Below are 15,044 nucleotides of genomic sequence, written 5' to 3' on the forward strand. Positions count from 1 at the left end.
CGCGGAGCCGGGCGGCGACGCGGGGCTGCCCGCAGCCCCGCGTCACGGTCCGGCGCGCCGGGGAGGCCGGCGTCTCCCCGTGCGGCCGGTCGGCCGCCGCACCGGCCCCGCCGCCCGGCGTGGCGCCGGTGCGTCCGGATCAGCCGCCGAGCTCCTGATGGCGTGCCGCCAGACGGGCCGTGCCCTCCTGGGTGAGGGAGCCGAAGAGGCGCAGGCGGGAGATGCCGCCGTCGGGGAAGATGTCCACGCGCGCGTGCGTGCCGACGGCCGGCTCCGGCAGGACGAAGCGGTGGTTGGTGTCGGGCTGGAGGCGGGTGCGGGGCAGGATCTCCCGCCAGTCGCCGTCCTCGCCGTCCCTGACCGAGACCGACGCCCACCCGGCGCTGTTGCCCTTGAGGTACGCGGTGTCGATCTCCAGTGCGCGGATCTGCGCCTGGGCGCTGAGCCGGTAGCGGATCCAGTCGTGGCCCCGGTCGCGGCGGCGGCGGGTCTCCCAGCCGTCGTCCATCTTGCGGGAGCGGCCCGGCTGGATGGTGTGGGACGCGGGCGAGTAGAAGAGGTCGGAGGCGTCCTCGACCAGGCCGCCGTTCTCCAGGGCGACGACGTCGAACGTGCCGAGTGCGGCCAGCCAGGCCGGATCCGGGACGACCTCGCCGTGCACGCGCAGGCGGGCGATGCCGCCGTCGGGGTGCTGCCTGATCCGCAGGTGGGTGAAGCACTGCTCCGCGGCGACGGCGAAGCCGTTCGCCGCGTGGCCGCCGACCGGGGTGCGCGGGACGAGGGTCGTCCACTTCACGTCGTCGCCGAGGAGTTCGGCGGGCGACGGGGAGCCGGGCACGGCGGTGCCCTCGACGGACACGGCCTGCGGGTAGTTGCCGCGGAAGTGGGCGGTGTCGACGACGATCCCGCGGATCACGCCCGGGGCGCCGAGCCGGACCAGGGCCCAGTCGTGGTCCTCCTCGGCAGGCCAGGGGTGCTCGGCGGAGACGCCCCGGCGGCGCCGCGTCTCCCAGCCGTCCATGATCTTGCCCTTGTGGCCGAAGTGCTCGGGGTCGAACTCGGCGCGCTCCGGGACCAGCAGGTTCTCGCGCTCCGCGAAGAACTCGTCGTTGGCGGCGATGACGGCGGCACCCAGCCGCCGGTCGGCGAGGTTGGCGTACGAGGTGAAGGGGAGGTCGGCGGTGCGGTAGTCCGCGTAGGGGTCGCCGCCGGAGTAGGGGTTCGCGTCGCCGGTGAAGCTGGGAATCGCCGTCACGGTGATCAGGTCTTCCTTTCGGGTGTCCGGGATGGAGTGTCAGTCGGTCCGGGTGAGGAGCTGCCCCTTCGGCTCGGTGAACTCGCCGTCCGCCACGATCTTCCGCCCGCGCAGCCAGGTGGCCTTCACGACGCCCTGCAGGGTCCGGCCCGCGTAGGCCGTGACGCGGTTGCGGTGCTGGAGGGCGACGGGGTCGACGGTGAAGGTCTCGTCGGGGGCGAGGACGGCGAAGTCGGCGTCGCGGCCGGGCGCGATGGCGCCCTTGCGGTCGTCGAGCCCGACCAGGGCGGACGTCTTCGCCGACATCCAGCGCACGACGTCCTCCAGGCCGTGCCCGCGCCTGCGGGCCTCGGTCCACACGGCGGACAGGCTCAGCTGGAGTCCGGAGATGCCGCCCCAGGCCGTCGCGAAGTCGCCGGTCTTGAGGTCGGCGGTGGACGGGGAGTGGTCGGTGACGACGCAGTCGATGGTGCCGTCGGCCAGCGCCTGCCAGAGCAGGTCCTGGTTGGCGGCCTCGCGGATCGGCGGGCAGCACTTGAACTCGCTGGCGCCGTCGGGGACTTCCTCGGCGGTGAGGGTCAGGTAGTGGGGACAGGTCTCGACGGTGATGCGCACGCCCTCCGACCGCGCCTCGGCGATCATCGGCAGGGCGTCGCTGGAGGACAGGTGCAGCACGTGCACCCGGGCGTCGAGGGCCCTGGCCTCACGGATGAGCTGGGCGATGGCGGTGTCCTCGGCGTCCCGCGGGCGGGAGGCGAGGAAGTCGGCGTAGCGCGGGCCGGGCCGCTGAGGGGCGGTGGCGAGCAGGCGCGGGTCCTCGGCGTGCACGATGAGCAGTCCGCCGAAGGCGGCGATCTCGGCCATGGCGCGGGAGAGCGCCTCCCGGTCCAGGTGCGGGAACTCCTCGACGCCGGACGGCGACAGGAACGCCTTGAAGCCGAAGACGCCGGCCTCGTGCAGCGGGCGCAGGTCCTTGACGTTGCCGGGCAGGGCGCCGCCCCAGAATCCGACGTCGATGTGCGCCTTGTCGGCGGCGACCTGCTGCTTGGTCCGCAGGTGCGGGACGGTGGTGGTCGGCGGCAGGGAGTTGAGCGGCATGTCGACGAGGGTCGTGATGCCGCCGGCCGCCGCGGCCCGGGTGGCGGTCCAGAAGCCCTCCCACTCGGTGCGGCCGGGGTCGTTGACGTGCACGTGGGTGTCGACCAGCCCGGGCAGCAGGACGTGATCGCCCAGGTCCTCCAGGCGGGCGCCGTCCGGCACCGGGGCGTCGTGCGGGAGGACGGCCGTGATCGTCCCGCCGGAGACCGCGACCGACGCGGCGCGGGTCCCCTCGGGAGTGATGACACGCGTCGAGCGGAGCACCAGTTCAGCGTCGGACACCCGGACCCCTTTCTTCAACAATCTGTTGAAAGAGTCTTCACTCCCGCTCCGGCCCCCGTCAAGGGCAGACTGCTACAGGACGGCACCAGCGGCCACCCCTGGACTTTTCCGCGAAGCGGAATTAGCATACCGGGAAGCGAAATGCTATCGGAAAGGAACGCCCCGTGCCGACGTCCAGCGCCAGCACCACCGACTCCGCCCGGTCCTCGTCCAACGGTGGCGTCCAGTCCCTGGAGCGCGCCTTCGACCTGCTCGAACGGATGGCGGACGCGGGCGGCGAGGTCGGGCTGAGCGAGCTGTCCGCGAGCAGCGGACTGCCCCTGCCGACCATCCACCGCCTGATGCGCACCCTGGTGGCCTGCGGATACGTACGCCAGCAGCCCAACCGGCGGTACGCACTGGGCCCGCGCCTGATCCGCCTCGGCGAGTCGGCCTCCCGATTGCTGGGCACCTGGGCGCGGCCGTACCTGGCCCGGCTGGTCGAGGAGACGGGCGAGACGGCGAACATGGCACTGCTGGACGGCGACGAGATCGTCTATGTGGCGCAGGTGCCCTCCAAGCACTCGATGCGCATGTTCACGGAGGTCGGCCGGCGCGTGCTGCCGCACTCCACGGGTGTGGGCAAGGCGCTGCTGGCCGGTTTCCCGCCGGAGGAGGTGCGCGCCCTGCTCTCCCGTACGGGCATGCCCGCCGCGACGGACAAGACGATCACCACGCCCGACGGCTTCCTCGCGGCACTGGAGGACGTGCGCGTGCGGGGCTACGCGATCGACGACAACGAGCAGGAGATCGGGGTGCGCTGCCTGGCGGTCCCGGTGCCCGACTCCCCCACCGCCGCGGCCATCTCCATCTCCGGCCCCGCCGGCCGGGTCACGGAGACGGCGACGGACCGGATCGTGCCGGTGCTCCAGCAGGTCGCCGGCGAGCTGTCGCAGGCTCTCGCCAGCCAGAACCCCGCGTCGTGAGCGGCTTACGCACCTGGCCGGGCCGTTACACCGACCGGTACGGCAGCCAGGAACTCGCCTTCGAGTCCGACGGCCGGGAGCTGATCCGCACGACGATCAGGGGCGTGCTCTTCGAGGGCGAGACGATGGACACGCTCGGCGCCCTGGCCGGTGACCCGCCCGAGCGGATGTTCCGCTTCGCGGAGGGCCACCTGTGCTCCTGCCTCCTGGAGTGGGACGTGCCGCTCCCGGTCGAGGCCGCGGGGCAGGACCCCCGGACGGGTGTGCTGCGCTGCGCCCTGCGGCTGGGACACCCGGGGGCCTCCGGCGCCTTGGACGAGGAGAGCCTGACGGTGACCCTGTGGCTCGACGGGCGCGCCCACGGCGGGGAGGAGTACGGCGACTTCGAGACGGCCCTGCACGACATCCAGCGCCGGCTGGCTCCCGGGGACCGCCTGCGGGCCTGCATCGCGTGCGCCTGGTCCGACTACAGCCCGTCGGGCCACTCGATGATGACCGGCCTGGCCTGCTTCCGGGACACCAAGGACCGCTACCTGCGGGTCGACGGCAAGCACGGCCCGCAGGGGATCTTCGCGCTCTGGCCGCAGCTCACCGAGTTCGTTCAGGAGACGTATCTGTGCGGGGAGTTCGAGCCCCGCGGTGCCCACGGGGGTTACCGCGGGACCTTCCCGTGACGTCCGGCGGCCCGCTCACGCCTGCCGGCGTGCCGGGCGGCCGAAGAGGTCCACCGCGCGGCGCACGTCGGCCAGCGCCGGGGACAGGGCGCTCATCGAGCCGAGCGCGCCCGCGACCAGGAGCAGGGAACGGCGCAGGCGGGCGACGTCGGGAGCGCCGGTGGCGGCCAGGGCGTCCAGGGCCGCCAGTTCCTCCTCGGCGATGCTCCGGTCGGCGAACTCGCCCGGGTGGGCGGCGAGCCGGCGGCGCAGCCGGGACACCGCGGTGCGCAACTCGGGCACACGCGGGTCCGCACTCCCGCCGGCCGCGGGCCCCTGCCGCTCCTGCTCCGCGCTCCGCAACACGGTCCTCCCCCTCGCACCTCGTCGTGCGCCTGCCCTGCCGCCCCGAAGTCCCCCCGCCGCGGGCCCCGTTCGGGGACCCCGCCGGTTCGGTGCGGGCGACAGTAAACGACGCGGGCCGCCGCGCGCCAGTCCGTTGCGTCATCGGCTTGTTTCGCTGCGTGACTTTCCGGCCCCGGGCGCACACCCGTGCGAGACGCACCCCGCGCCGTCCCGAACGCGCGCGAGGCGTGCGGTATGCAGGAGCCATGACGACACCGGAGACGACGGACGGGACGCAGGCGGTTGCCGGGCTGCTGCTCGCGGCGGGAGGGGGGCGGCGGCTCGGCGGACGACCCAAGGCGCTGCTGACGCACCGGGGACGGCCGCTCGTGGAGCACGCCGTGCGCGTCCTGCGCGAGGGCGGCTGCGCGGCGGTCCACGTCGTGCTGGGCGCACGGTCGCAGGAGGTACGCGCGCGGGCCTCGCTGGACGGATGCGTCCTGGTGGACAACCCGCACTGGGAGCGGGGCATGGGGACGTCCCTGCGCGCCGGGCTGGATTCCCTGACCGGTTCACCGGCCGGGGCCGCCCTGGTGGCGCTCGTCGACCAGCCCGGCATCGGGCCGGAGGCGGTGGCCCGGGTGCTGGAGGCGTACGACGGCGAGGACGCGCTGGTGTCCGCCGCGTACGACGGGGTGCGCGGCCATCCGGTGCTGTTCGGCGCGACGCACTGGCCGGGCATCGCCTCGACCGCCACGGGTGATCAGGGGGCCCGCGCCTACCTGCGGGATCACGCGCCGGCGGTCCGCCTCGTCGAGTGCGGCGACGTGGCCCGGCCCTACGACATCGACACCGAGGCCGATCTGGCGCACCTGGAGTGAACGGGGTGGCACGCGGCGCCACCTTGCCTCGATCCGGAGAATCTCGACATCAACAAACGATTGAACTTCCACCATCTGGAAACTAGTATCCACTGATCAGAAGCGCCCTCCTCTCTGCGGGCGCCGATCGCCGTATCCGGGAAGACTGGCACCCGGTGCCAACCGCCGGTTCGTCTTCACAGCTCGCTGAAGGAAGTGACCGTTCATGTCCGCTCCAGCGCCGTCCCCGCTGGCCATCGTCGACGCCGAGCCCCTGCCCCGGCAGGAGGAGGTCCTCACCGAAGCGGCGCTCGCCTTCGTGGCCGAGCTGCACCGGCGGTTCACCCCCCGGCGTGACGAACTCCTGGCCCGCCGCGCCGAGCGCCGCGCCGAGATCGCCCGTACTTCCACCCTCGACTTCCTCCCGGAGACGGCCGCGATCCGCGCCGACGACTCCTGGAAGGTCGCCCCGGCCCCGGACGCCCTGAACGACCGCCGGGTCGAGATCACCGGCCCCACCGACCGCAAGATGACCGTCAACGCCCTGAACTCCGGTGCGCGGGTGTGGCTCGCGGACTTCGAGGACGCCTCGGCGCCCACCTGGGAAAACGTCGTCCTCGGCCAGCTCAACCTCATCGACGCGTACACCCGGAACATCGACTTCACGGACCCGGGGTCCGGCAAGACCTACGCGCTGAAGGCGAACGAGGAGCTCGCCACGGTCGTCATGCGCCCGCGTGGCTGGCACCTGAACGAGCGTCACCTCACCGACGCCGACGGCACACCGGTGCCCGGGGCGCTCGTCGACTTCGGCCTGTACTTCTTCCACAACGCCCAGCGCCTGCTCGACCTGGGCAAGGGCCCCTACTTCTACCTCCCCAAGACGGAGTCCCACCTGGAGGCCCGCCTCTGGAACGAGGTGTTCGTCTTCGCCCAGGAGTACTGCGGCATCCCGCAGGGCACCGTCCGCGCCACCGTCCTCATCGAGACCATCACGGCCGCGTACGAGATGGAGGAGATCCTCTACGAGCTGCGCGACCACGCCTCCGGACTGAACGCGGGCCGCTGGGACTACCTGTTCTCCATCGTCAAGAACTTCCGGGACGGTGGCGCGAAGTTCGTGCTGCCGGACCGCAACGCGGTGACGATGACCGCCCCGTTCATGCGCGCCTACACCGAATTCCTCGTCCGCACCTGCCACAAGCGCGGCGCGCACGCCATCGGCGGCATGGCGGCGTTCATCCCCTCCCGCCGGGACGCCGAGGTCAACAAGGTCGCCTTCGAGAAGGTCCGCGCCGACAAGGACCGCGAGGCGAACGACGGCTTCGACGGCTCCTGGGTCGCCCACCCCGACCTGGTGCCCATCGCCATGGAGTCCTTCGACAAGGTCCTCGGTGACAGGCCGAACCAGAAGGACCGGCTGCGCGAGGACGTCCACGTGGAGGCGGCCGACCTCATCGCGATCGACTCGCTGGAGGCCAGGCCCACCTACGCGGGCCTGGTCAACGCCGTGCAGGTCGGCATCCGTTACATCGAGGCCTGGCTGCGCGGCATGGGCGCGGTGGCCATCTTCAACCTGATGGAGGACGCGGCCACCGCCGAGATCTCCCGTTCCCAGATCTGGCAGTGGATCAACGCGGAGGTCGTCCTCGACAACGGCGAGCAGGTCACCGCCGAGCTGGCCCGCAAGGTCGCCGCCGAGGAACTGGCGACCATCCGGGCCGAGATCGGCGAGGAGGCCTTCGCGGCGGGCAACTGGCAGCAGGCGCACGACCTGCTGCTGCAGGTCGCGCTCGACGAGGACTACGCCGACTTCCTGACGCTGCCGGCGTACGAGCGGCTCAAGGGCTGACGGCGCCCGCTACCGCTCCGAGTGGCCCAGGGTCCTGCCCGGGGCCACTCGGTCGCGTACGGCCTTCTTCACGGCCGTCGGCTCCGGGAAGCCGTGCTCGCGCCGGTCCCAGACCACCTCGTCGCCGACGCGGACGACGAACACCCCGCCCGTTCCCGGCCTCAGGGCCAGCTCGGTCAGTTCGGCCTCGAAGGTGGTGAGCAGTTCCTGGGCCAGCCAGGCCGCGCGCGGCAGCCAGCGGCACTGCGTGCAGTACTCGATCTCGACACGGCCGTTCATCCCAGGTGCACCGACCAATCCTGCTCGGCCGCCGGCTTGCCGTGCAGGTCGGGCACCTGCCTCAGCCACGCGGGGCGTTCTCTCTGATTGCGCTGCGCCCGCCGGGTCTCCTCGGCGGCGAGCTCCTCCCGGCTGGGGAAGTCGGTGGGCAGCCACGCCGCCGACGCCTCCACGCGGGTGCGGAGGTAGCGCACGTACGCCTCGCGGGCCGCGTCCGGGCCGCTGAAGGCGGAGTCGCCGGCGAGCCAGTCGTCCGGCACCTCCGCGAGGATGCGGCGCAGCAGCTCCTCGGTGACCCTCGGGGCCAGTTCGGCGTCGGCGGCCCGGACGTCGGGCCCGTAGTGGCCGAGGGCGTGGTGGCGGAAGTCGTAGGCCTTGGCGGGGTCGGTGCCGTCCCAGCGGTGGTGGAAGACCAGCGCGGCGCCGTGGTCGATCAGCCACAGGCGCGGGCGGGCGACGCCCAGGGTGGGCCAGACCATCAGGTTGGAGCTGTGCACCGTGCGGTCGACGTTCACGGTCAGGGCGTCCAGCCAGACGATCCGCCCCGCCTCCAGGGGATCCACGGGGAAGACCCGGGCGATCTCCGGGGTGAGGTCGCGGGCACCGGGCAGGTGGTCCATGCCGAGGTTGAGGCCCGCGCTGGCCGCGTGCAGGTCCCGCACCTCCTGGTGCGGCTCGTCGCCGGCGACCGCCGGGTCGAAGTGCACCAGGACCAGTTCGGGGAAGCGCAGCCCGAGGGCGCGCGCCAGCTCGCCCACGACGATCTCGGCGACCAGCGCCTTGCGGCCCTGTGCGGAGCCGGTGAACTTCACGACGTAGGTTCCCAGGTCGTCCGCCTCGACGACGCCGGGGACGGAACCGCCGGAGTGCAGGGGTTCGACGTAACGGGTGGCGGTGACCTCTCTCAGCATGCCGCGAGGCCCCGCAGACGGTCCACCTGGCTCTTCACGGCCGACTCCAGCGCATACGCCCGAGCATACGCACCCCCGCCGCCCGTCGCGGCGGGGATCCCCCCGAGGCGGTAAGGGCACCCTAAGCGCGGCGGGTTAGGCTGCGACCGACCGTCCGACACGCACACCCGGGAGCCGGCCTTGCCGTACACGACCGACAAGGACGGCCGCGAGCCGCGCGCCCGGGCCGAAGACGGCTGGACCGAGCTGGAGTCGGCCGGGGAACTGCGCCGACTGCTGGGCGAGCCCTGGCCCGTGGTGATCGAGAAGGTGCACGACCGGCTCACCGGCCAGGACCGGGACATCCTGGCCCGCTCGCCCTTCTGCCTGCTGGCCACCTCCGACGCGCGGGGCAACTGCGACGTCTCGCCGCGCGGGGACGCCGCGGGGTTCACGCACGTCCTCGACCCGGGCACCATCGCCCTGCCCGACCGGCCGGGCAACCGGCGCGGCGACAGCCTCCACAACATCCTGGGCAATCCGCACGCCGGGCTGCTGTACCTGGTCCCGGGGGCCAAGGAGGTGCTGCGTGTGAACGGCCGGGCCCGGATCCTCACCGACGCCCCGTTCTTCGACGCCATGACCCGGGACGGCAGGCGTCCGGCACTCGCCCTGGTCCTGGAGATCGACGAGATCTACCTGCACTGCCCGATGTCGCTGCGCCGCTCGGGCGTGTGGGACCCGGCGTCGTGGCGGTACGCGGGGTGAGACCGTCACCGGCGACCGCCCGTGCCCGCCGAGGTGCACGGTCGCCGGGGGTGCCGGTGCCGTGGAACCAGCCGGTCCGAGCATCGATACCGCACGGGGTTGACATAAGGTCTTTGGATGCCTTCCCTTCGTGCACTGGAATGCCTCATCGCCGTCGCGGACACCGGATCGATCACTCAGGCCGCGCTGCTGCTGCACTCCTCGCAGCCCGCCGTGTCCCACCAGATCGCCTCACTGGAGCGCGAGACCCGCACGGCCCTGCTGCGTCGCGAGGCACGCGGAGTCAGGCTCACGGCCGCGGGGCGGGTCGCGGTCGCCGACGCCCGGCGGGCGGTCGAGGCGGCTGCCGCCGCCGTACGGTCGGCGCGGGCGGTGGGAGAAGCCGGGGGCGGGTCGCTGCGGATCGGCTGCGCGCAGAGCCTCACCGTCGCCTTGCTCGCCCCGGTGCTCCGCGACTGGCGCCGGCGCCACCCCGACGTGGCCATCACCCTGCATGAACTCGCCGTCATGGACGAGGCACTGAGGCTGGTCGAGTCCGACGACGTCGACGTCGCGGTGGTTCCGGACCCCCCGTCCGACCGATTCCGGATCACTGCCGTCGCCGAGGAGGAGATCGTGCTGGCCGCACCCACCGGCCACCCACTGGCCCAACGGGCCGAGCTGCGTGTCCAGGACCTCGACGGCGCGCCACTCGTGCATTTCACGGTGCACAACCGCCTCGGCGCCTGGCTCGACCAGTCCTTCGCCCGGGCCGGGGTCCACCCGGAGGTGGTCATGCGGACGTCCATCACCGCTACGGCACCCCAACTCGCCGCCGCCGGACTGGGCGTCGCGGTCTGCCCGGTGAGTGCGATCGGTGCGGGCTTTCCGGGTGCGGTCCGGCCGTTCTCACCGCGGTGGACCAGACAGTTGATGGCGGTGACCTCCGGCGACCCCGATCCGCTCGTCGCGCTGTTCATCGCGGGACTGCGCGGTCACGGAGTACGGGTTCCCCGCAGCGTACGGACGCAGCTCGACGAAGGCGCCGTGGGCTCGGGCGAGTGACCACCGAGCCTGTGACCTGCGCTTATCGAGACATGGAACAGGTGACCTCCAAGCTTTCGATGGATCGGGGCCGTGACTTGAGGAATCCTGAGGGGACGCCGACGGGTTCTGCTCGTCATGACACAGGCACACACCACATCTGAGACAACCCACGAGGCGGTCACGCGGGCCCCCAGGACACCCCTCGGGCTGTACGCGCTCGCTCTGGCCAGTTTCGCCGTCGGCCTGGCGGAGTTCGTGATCGCCGGCCTGCTGCCCGACGTGGCCGCCGACCTGTCGGTCAGTACCGGCAGCGCGGGCATTCTGGTGACGGCGTACGCGGTGGGCATCATCGTGGGCGCCCTCGCCCTGACCACGGCCTTCAGCCGGATTCCGCCGAAGTCGGCCCTGGTGCGGATCGGTGCCGTCTTCATCATCGGCAACCTCCTCAGCGCACTGGGACCGAACTTCGAGGTCGTCCTCGTGGGACGGATCATCGCCGGGATGACCAACGGCGCGTTCCTCGGCATGGGCATCGTCGTCGCCGTCAGCCTCGCCGACGCACGGAATCAAGGCCGGGCCATCGCCACCATGCTGGGCGGCCTGACGCTCGCGAACGTGCTCGGCGTGCCGCTGGGCACCGCGCTCGGCCAGCAGTTCGGGTGGCGGGTCGTCTTCGGCGTGATCGTGGCCCTCGCGGTCGCCGCGACCCTGGCCATCGCCGCGGTCGTCCCCCACGTGGCGTCCGCGCCGACGAGTTCCCTCGCCGACCTGCGGCATCTCCTCAACCGGCAGGCCCTCCTGGCGATGGGCATCGCGACGTTCGGGTTCGGCGGCATGTTCGGCGCCTTCACCTATGTGGCACTGACGCTCACGAAGGTCTCGGGCTACCCCACCAGCGCTGTTCCCTGGCTGCTCGTGCTCTTCGGCATCGGCCTCATGGTCGGCAACGCGCTGGCCGGCCGGCTGGTCGACCGCGCCCTGGACGCCACCCTGGCAGGGTCGCTCATGGGCCTGCTGGCCGTGCAGCTCCTCCTCGGATCGTTCGCCGGTCATCCTGTCGTGGCGGCTCTCTCGCTGGGCCTGATGGGGATGTTCGGCTTCGCCGCCGCGCCCGGCTACCAGCAGAAGGTGATGCGGCACGCGCGCGCCGCCGGAGCCATCGCGTCCGGCGCCCCGATCGCGGCGGTGAACCTCGGCAACGCGCTCGGCTCGTGGATCGGCGGACTCCTGATCACGGCCGGGCTCGGCTACACCTCCCCCATCTGGATGGGCGCGGTGGCCACCGGGCTCGCCCTCGTCCTCCTCACCGTCTCCGCCCGCACCGGACGACGACCGATGTCCTCGACATCGTCCGTCTGAGGTGTTCTCCGGCTCGCGCTACCGGCGGACGATCCCGCGCTCCGGCCGACGAGCCGCTCCAGGCAGGAACCCGCCGCGACCGCAAGGACGCCCCGCGCATCGAGCCCGGCGACCGGCCGAAGGCCCGTGGCCGCGATGAGGCGCTCCGGCACCCGGACGGGGACGAGGCATCCAGAAAATCTCTGGCTCGCCGTCGATTCATGCATGGTTTCGAGGGAACATCGGGCAGCCCGCGATCGCTGCACACCACATGGCTTCCCGCCCGCACCGAGCGGGAAGCGTCTCACACGAGAGAGAAGGCTCCCATGTCACAGGCATTCGTCACGGGTGGCTCGGGTTTCATCGGACGGGCCCTGATCCGCCGGCTCGTCGCAGAAGGCCACACGGTCCGCGCACTGGTCCGCAGCGCCGCGTCGGCCGACAAGGTCGCGGCCCTCGGCGCGCAGCCGGTGCAGGGGCGGCTGACGGAGCCGGCCAGCTGGCAGGACGCGGTGACGGGCAGCGACGTACTGTTCCACCTCGCCGCCGAGACGGACATCACCGCCGACCGCGAGCGCCAGGAGCAGGTGACGGTCGGTGGCACCCGAGCGGCCGTGGAAGCAGCCCGTGCCGCGGGGGTCGCCACCTTCGTCAACTGTGGCAGCGAGTCCGCGCTCCTGGCCGGCGAACCGCTGCTGGACGTGGACGAGACCGCACCGCTGCGGCCGGACTCGGAAGCCGCCTACTGCGCGGTCAAGGCCATCGCCGAGCAGGTCGTGCTGGACGCCGACGCACCGGGCTTCACCACCGTCTCCGTACGGCCGCGGTTCGTCTGGGGCCCCGACAGCAGCCTGACCGAGGGCCTGGCCGCCGCGGCCAAGGCCGGGCAGTTCGCCTGGATCGACGGCGGCCGGCACACCACCGACGTGACGTACGTGGACAACGCCGTCGAGGGCCTGATACGCGGATGGCGACACGGCCGGCCGGGGCAGGCGTACTTCGTCACCGACCAGCAGCGGGTCATCCTGCGGGACTTCCTGGAGACGCTTTTCTCGCTCTACGGCGTCGACGCGCCCATCCCCGACATGGACGCCGAAACCGCCGCCCAGGTGGTGCCGGTCCCCGCCCGGTGGTTCGTCGGACAGCCGTGCACGCTGCGCACCGACAAAGCCGTGAGCGAACTGGGATACCGGCCCGTCGTCCAGCACGCCGCCGGTTTCGCCGCCGTGAAGGAAGCGCTCGCCTCCGACGCCGCGTGACGGCCCGGCGGGTGACACCTGACCGTGGGGTCCGGCCCACTCGGGCGGTGGAACCAGTGCACATCCGGTGAGCACGGTCGTTCGACGGCCCCGCTTTGACGCCCGGCCATCCTGTGGTCGGGCGCACCGGTGCCGGGGGCCGGTCAGCGGTGTGGACCTGGACGCGGGGACGACCGGACGGTTACGCCCGGTGGCCTCACCGGCCGGGCCGGAACGGGGCGGACATGAGAGAGATAGGGTGCGGTCGCGTGATGCGTCTTGCGATTCTTGGTCCTGTTCGTGCGTGGCGGCGGGACGAAGAGGTCGACCTCGGGTCTCCACAGCAGCGGGGACTGCTCGCGCTGCTGCTCCTGCATGAAGGGCGCCCGGTGGAGACCGAGGCGATCGTGGAGGCCTTGTGGGGCGAGCACGGGCCTCGAGGCGCTCGGGGCACCGTTCGCACCTACGTCTATCGTCTGCGCCCCGTTCTCGGCGACATGGCGGTCATCGAATCGACCGGCAGCGGCTACCGCCTCACGGTGCGTGAAGGGACCTTCGATCTGAGAAGGTTCCGGGAGCTGACCGCCCAGGCGCACCGGGCGCGCCGCGCCGGCGCCGCGGCGAGCGCCGCCGATCTCCTGCGTCAGGCCCTCGACACATGGCAGGGACCGGCCCTGGCGGGTGTCCGGGGCCCCTTCTTCGACCTCGAGCGCGACCGGCTGGAGGAGCTGAGGCTGGCTGCCCTGGAGGAGGTGTTCGATCTTGAGCTGGAGGTCGGGGGGCACCCTGATCTGACGTCCGAGATCCGGGCGGCCGTGACGGAGCACCCGCTGCGGGAGCGGCTGCACGAGCAGCTCGTGCTGTCATTGTTCCGTGCCGGCCGCCGGGCCGAGGCCCTGGCCGCCTTCCAGCACACACGGCGGCTTCTGCGCGAAGAGCTGGGCGTGGACCCCGGGCCCGCCCTTCGATCTCTCCACAGCCGCATCCTGCGCGAGGGTGAGGATGCGCCCGCCGCCGCGGGCCGTGAGCCGTCCTCGGCCCTCGCGCCCGCGCCGGTTCCCGCCCAGCTCCCGGCGGACCCGGCAGTGTTCACCGGGCGCCGCGCGGAGATCGCGGAACTGTCCCTGACACTGCGTGACGCCGCGCACGCCCCGGTCGTCGGCATCACCGGCCTGGGCGGGATGGGCAAGACGGCGCTCGCCGTGCGCGTCGCGCACACCCAGCGCCATCTGTTTCCCGACGGGCAGCTCTTCGCCGACCTCGGCGGCTTCAAGGATCCGGTCGGCCCGCTGGAGGTGCTCGGCCAGTTCTTGCGTGCGGTCGGGGTGTCCCGGCTGCCGGCGTCGCTGGACGAACGCGCCGCGCTGTGGCGCACCACGGTGTCCGGCCGGCGCATGCTGATCGTCCTGGACGCGGCATCCAGCGGCGAGCAGGTGCGTCCCCTGCTGCCGGCCTCCCCGGGCTGCGCCGTCATCATGACCAGTGCGCGCCGCATCACCGACCTGCCCGGCATCCCCTGGTTGCGTCTGGGCGTTCTGCAGCCCGAGGACGCGTTGCAGTTGCTCGCCGCCATCTCCGGGACCCGGCGGGTGTTCGCGGAGCGGGAAGCGGCCAGCCACCTGGTGCAGGCGTGCTCCTACCAGCCGCTCTCGGTGCACGTGGCGGCCGCCCGGCTGGATGCCCGGCCGTCGTGGACGATCGACCAGATCCTGGCCCAACTCGACGACGACCTGCGCCAGCCGGTCGTCATGCACGAGGACTGCAAGATCGTCGACAGACCGTTCCGTGAGGCCCAGGCACGGATGGACGCCTTCCACCGCGACGCCTTCCACCTGACCGCCGTTCCCGACTGCGGCCGGCTGGACGCCGCCATGGCCGCGGCAGTGCTCGACCTCCCCGTCAACGAGGCCACCGCCGTCATGGAAGCCCTCGTCGACGCTCATGTGGTGGAAGCCGGCGAGAACGGCGACTACCACTTCCTGGGGCTCGTCAAGGCGTTCGCGCGGCGCCAGGCCCTCAACGGGCTGGGACACGAACACTGCCAGCAAGCGCTGCACCGGCTGCTGCGCCACTGCCTGACCGGCAAGGACACGGTCGGCGAAGAGGACCTGCGCGCGCTGCTGGACCAGGTCACCGACCTTCCGGACGCTCTCGCGGAGATGGTGTCGCTCTCGCTGCCCTGAGCCCTGCAGCGG

General features: G+C 72.4%; 14 protein-coding genes. 9 read left to right on the top strand and 5 right to left on the bottom strand.

Annotated features, from left to right (window positions below):
- Positions 1-139: 139 nt before the first annotated feature.
- The gene (gene alc / locus Q5694_RS30670; protein ID WP_333936750.1) at positions 140-1,255 is read right to left on the bottom strand and encodes an allantoicase; all 1,116 of its coding nucleotides are present in this window, start codon (positions 1,253-1,255) and stop codon (positions 140-142) included.
- Between the two features lie 39 nt (positions 1,256-1,294).
- Positions 1,295-2,635: an allantoinase AllB gene (gene allB, locus Q5694_RS30675; protein WP_333936751.1), complete on the bottom strand. Its 1,341-nt coding sequence runs from the start codon at positions 2,633-2,635 to the stop codon at positions 1,295-1,297.
- Between the two features lie 164 nt (positions 2,636-2,799).
- Here allB and Q5694_RS30680 point away from each other — a divergent pair, with 164 nt between their 5' ends.
- Together Q5694_RS30680 and Q5694_RS30685 are read left to right on the top strand one after the other, a co-directional pair.
- A complete protein-coding gene (locus Q5694_RS30680) occupies positions 2,800-3,600 on the top strand; it encodes an IclR family transcriptional regulator (RefSeq protein ID WP_333936752.1) in 801 nt (266 codons plus the stop codon).
- Positions 3,597-4,274, top strand: coding sequence for a DUF6304 family protein (locus Q5694_RS30685; RefSeq protein ID WP_333936753.1), 678 nt, complete (start codon positions 3,597-3,599; stop codon positions 4,272-4,274). The genes Q5694_RS30680 and Q5694_RS30685 overlap by 4 nt, the downstream gene beginning before the upstream one ends.
- 15 nt (positions 4,275-4,289) lie before the next feature.
- Here the strand turns inward: Q5694_RS30685 and Q5694_RS30690 are convergent, their stop codons facing one another.
- Complete coding sequence (locus Q5694_RS30690) at positions 4,290-4,619, bottom strand: DUF5955 family protein (protein WP_333936754.1); 330 nt, start codon at positions 4,617-4,619, stop codon at positions 4,290-4,292.
- A 245-nt stretch (positions 4,620-4,864) separates the two neighbouring features.
- On the opposite strand from Q5694_RS30690, the gene Q5694_RS30695 reads away from it, so the two are divergent.
- Together Q5694_RS30695 and aceB are read left to right on the top strand one after the other, a co-directional pair.
- The gene (locus Q5694_RS30695; RefSeq protein ID WP_333936755.1) at positions 4,865-5,479 is read left to right on the top strand and encodes a nucleotidyltransferase family protein; all 615 of its coding nucleotides are present in this window, start codon (positions 4,865-4,867) and stop codon (positions 5,477-5,479) included.
- A 205-nt stretch (positions 5,480-5,684) separates the two neighbouring features.
- Complete coding sequence (aceB, locus tag Q5694_RS30700) at positions 5,685-7,310, top strand: malate synthase A (protein ID WP_333936756.1); 1,626 nt, start codon at positions 5,685-5,687, stop codon at positions 7,308-7,310.
- Positions 7,311-7,319: 9 nt separating this feature from the next.
- Here the strand turns inward: aceB and Q5694_RS30705 are convergent, their stop codons facing one another.
- Together Q5694_RS30705 and Q5694_RS30710 are read right to left on the bottom strand one after the other, a co-directional pair.
- Positions 7,320-7,589: a SelT/SelW/SelH family protein gene (locus Q5694_RS30705; RefSeq protein ID WP_333936757.1), complete on the bottom strand. Its 270-nt coding sequence runs from the start codon at positions 7,587-7,589 to the stop codon at positions 7,320-7,322.
- Positions 7,586-8,500, bottom strand: coding sequence for a HipA family kinase (locus tag Q5694_RS30710; RefSeq protein WP_333936758.1), 915 nt, complete (start codon positions 8,498-8,500; stop codon positions 7,586-7,588). Before Q5694_RS30710 ends, Q5694_RS30705 begins: the two co-directional genes overlap by 4 nt.
- A gap of 180 nt (positions 8,501-8,680) precedes the next feature.
- Between Q5694_RS30710 and Q5694_RS30715 the strand changes: the two genes are divergently transcribed.
- The 5 genes from Q5694_RS30715 (at position 8,681) to Q5694_RS30735 (ending at position 15,032) form a co-directional block, all read left to right on the top strand.
- Positions 8,681-9,247 (top strand): MSMEG_1061 family FMN-dependent PPOX-type flavoprotein, encoded by a 567-nt coding sequence (locus tag Q5694_RS30715; RefSeq protein WP_333936759.1) that lies wholly within the window; start codon positions 8,681-8,683, stop codon positions 9,245-9,247.
- A 117-nt stretch (positions 9,248-9,364) separates the two neighbouring features.
- Positions 9,365-10,291 carry a LysR family transcriptional regulator gene (locus tag Q5694_RS30720; protein ID WP_333936760.1) on the top strand — a complete coding sequence of 309 codons (927 nt, stop codon included), beginning with the start codon at positions 9,365-9,367 and terminating at the stop codon, positions 10,289-10,291.
- Between the two features lie 117 nt (positions 10,292-10,408).
- Positions 10,409-11,632, top strand: coding sequence for an MFS transporter (locus tag Q5694_RS30725; RefSeq protein ID WP_333936761.1), 1,224 nt, complete (start codon positions 10,409-10,411; stop codon positions 11,630-11,632).
- Positions 11,633-11,937: 305 nt separating this feature from the next.
- Positions 11,938-12,870 carry an NAD-dependent epimerase/dehydratase family protein gene (locus Q5694_RS30730; protein WP_333936762.1) on the top strand — a complete coding sequence of 311 codons (933 nt, stop codon included), beginning with the start codon at positions 11,938-11,940 and terminating at the stop codon, positions 12,868-12,870.
- 251 nt (positions 12,871-13,121) lie between these two features.
- Positions 13,122-15,032, top strand: a complete 1,911-nt coding sequence (locus Q5694_RS30735) for an AfsR/SARP family transcriptional regulator (RefSeq protein ID WP_333936763.1) — start codon at positions 13,122-13,124, stop codon at positions 15,030-15,032.
- The last annotated feature ends 12 nt before the right edge of the window (positions 15,033-15,044 follow it).

Origin of the sequence: Streptomyces sp. AHA2 (assembly GCF_036857595.1) — a bacterium.
Classification (GTDB): domain Bacteria; phylum Actinomycetota; class Actinomycetes; order Streptomycetales; family Streptomycetaceae; genus Streptomyces.

Bases quoted from the DNA above. Each gene is read 5' to 3' on its own strand.
- Q5694_RS30730 (WP_333936762.1), top strand. From the start codon at position 11,938: ATGTCACAGGCATTCGTCACGGGTGGCTCGGGTTTCATCGGACGGGCC.
- Q5694_RS30725 (WP_333936761.1), top strand. From the start codon at position 10,409: ATGACACAGGCACACACCACATCTGAGACAACCCACGAGGCGGTCACG.
- Q5694_RS30710 (WP_333936758.1), bottom strand. From the start codon at position 8,500: ATGCTGAGAGAGGTCACCGCCACCCGTTACGTCGAACCCCTGCACTCC.
- Q5694_RS30695 (WP_333936755.1), top strand. From the start codon at position 4,865: ATGACGACACCGGAGACGACGGACGGGACGCAGGCGGTTGCCGGGCTG.
- aceB (WP_333936756.1), top strand. From the start codon at position 5,685: ATGTCCGCTCCAGCGCCGTCCCCGCTGGCCATCGTCGACGCCGAGCCC.
- Q5694_RS30735 (WP_333936763.1), top strand. From the start codon at position 13,122: ATGCGTCTTGCGATTCTTGGTCCTGTTCGTGCGTGGCGGCGGGACGAA.
- Q5694_RS30705 (WP_333936757.1), bottom strand. From the start codon at position 7,589: ATGAACGGCCGTGTCGAGATCGAGTACTGCACGCAGTGCCGCTGGCTG.
- Q5694_RS30720 (WP_333936760.1), top strand. From the start codon at position 9,365: ATGCCTTCCCTTCGTGCACTGGAATGCCTCATCGCCGTCGCGGACACC.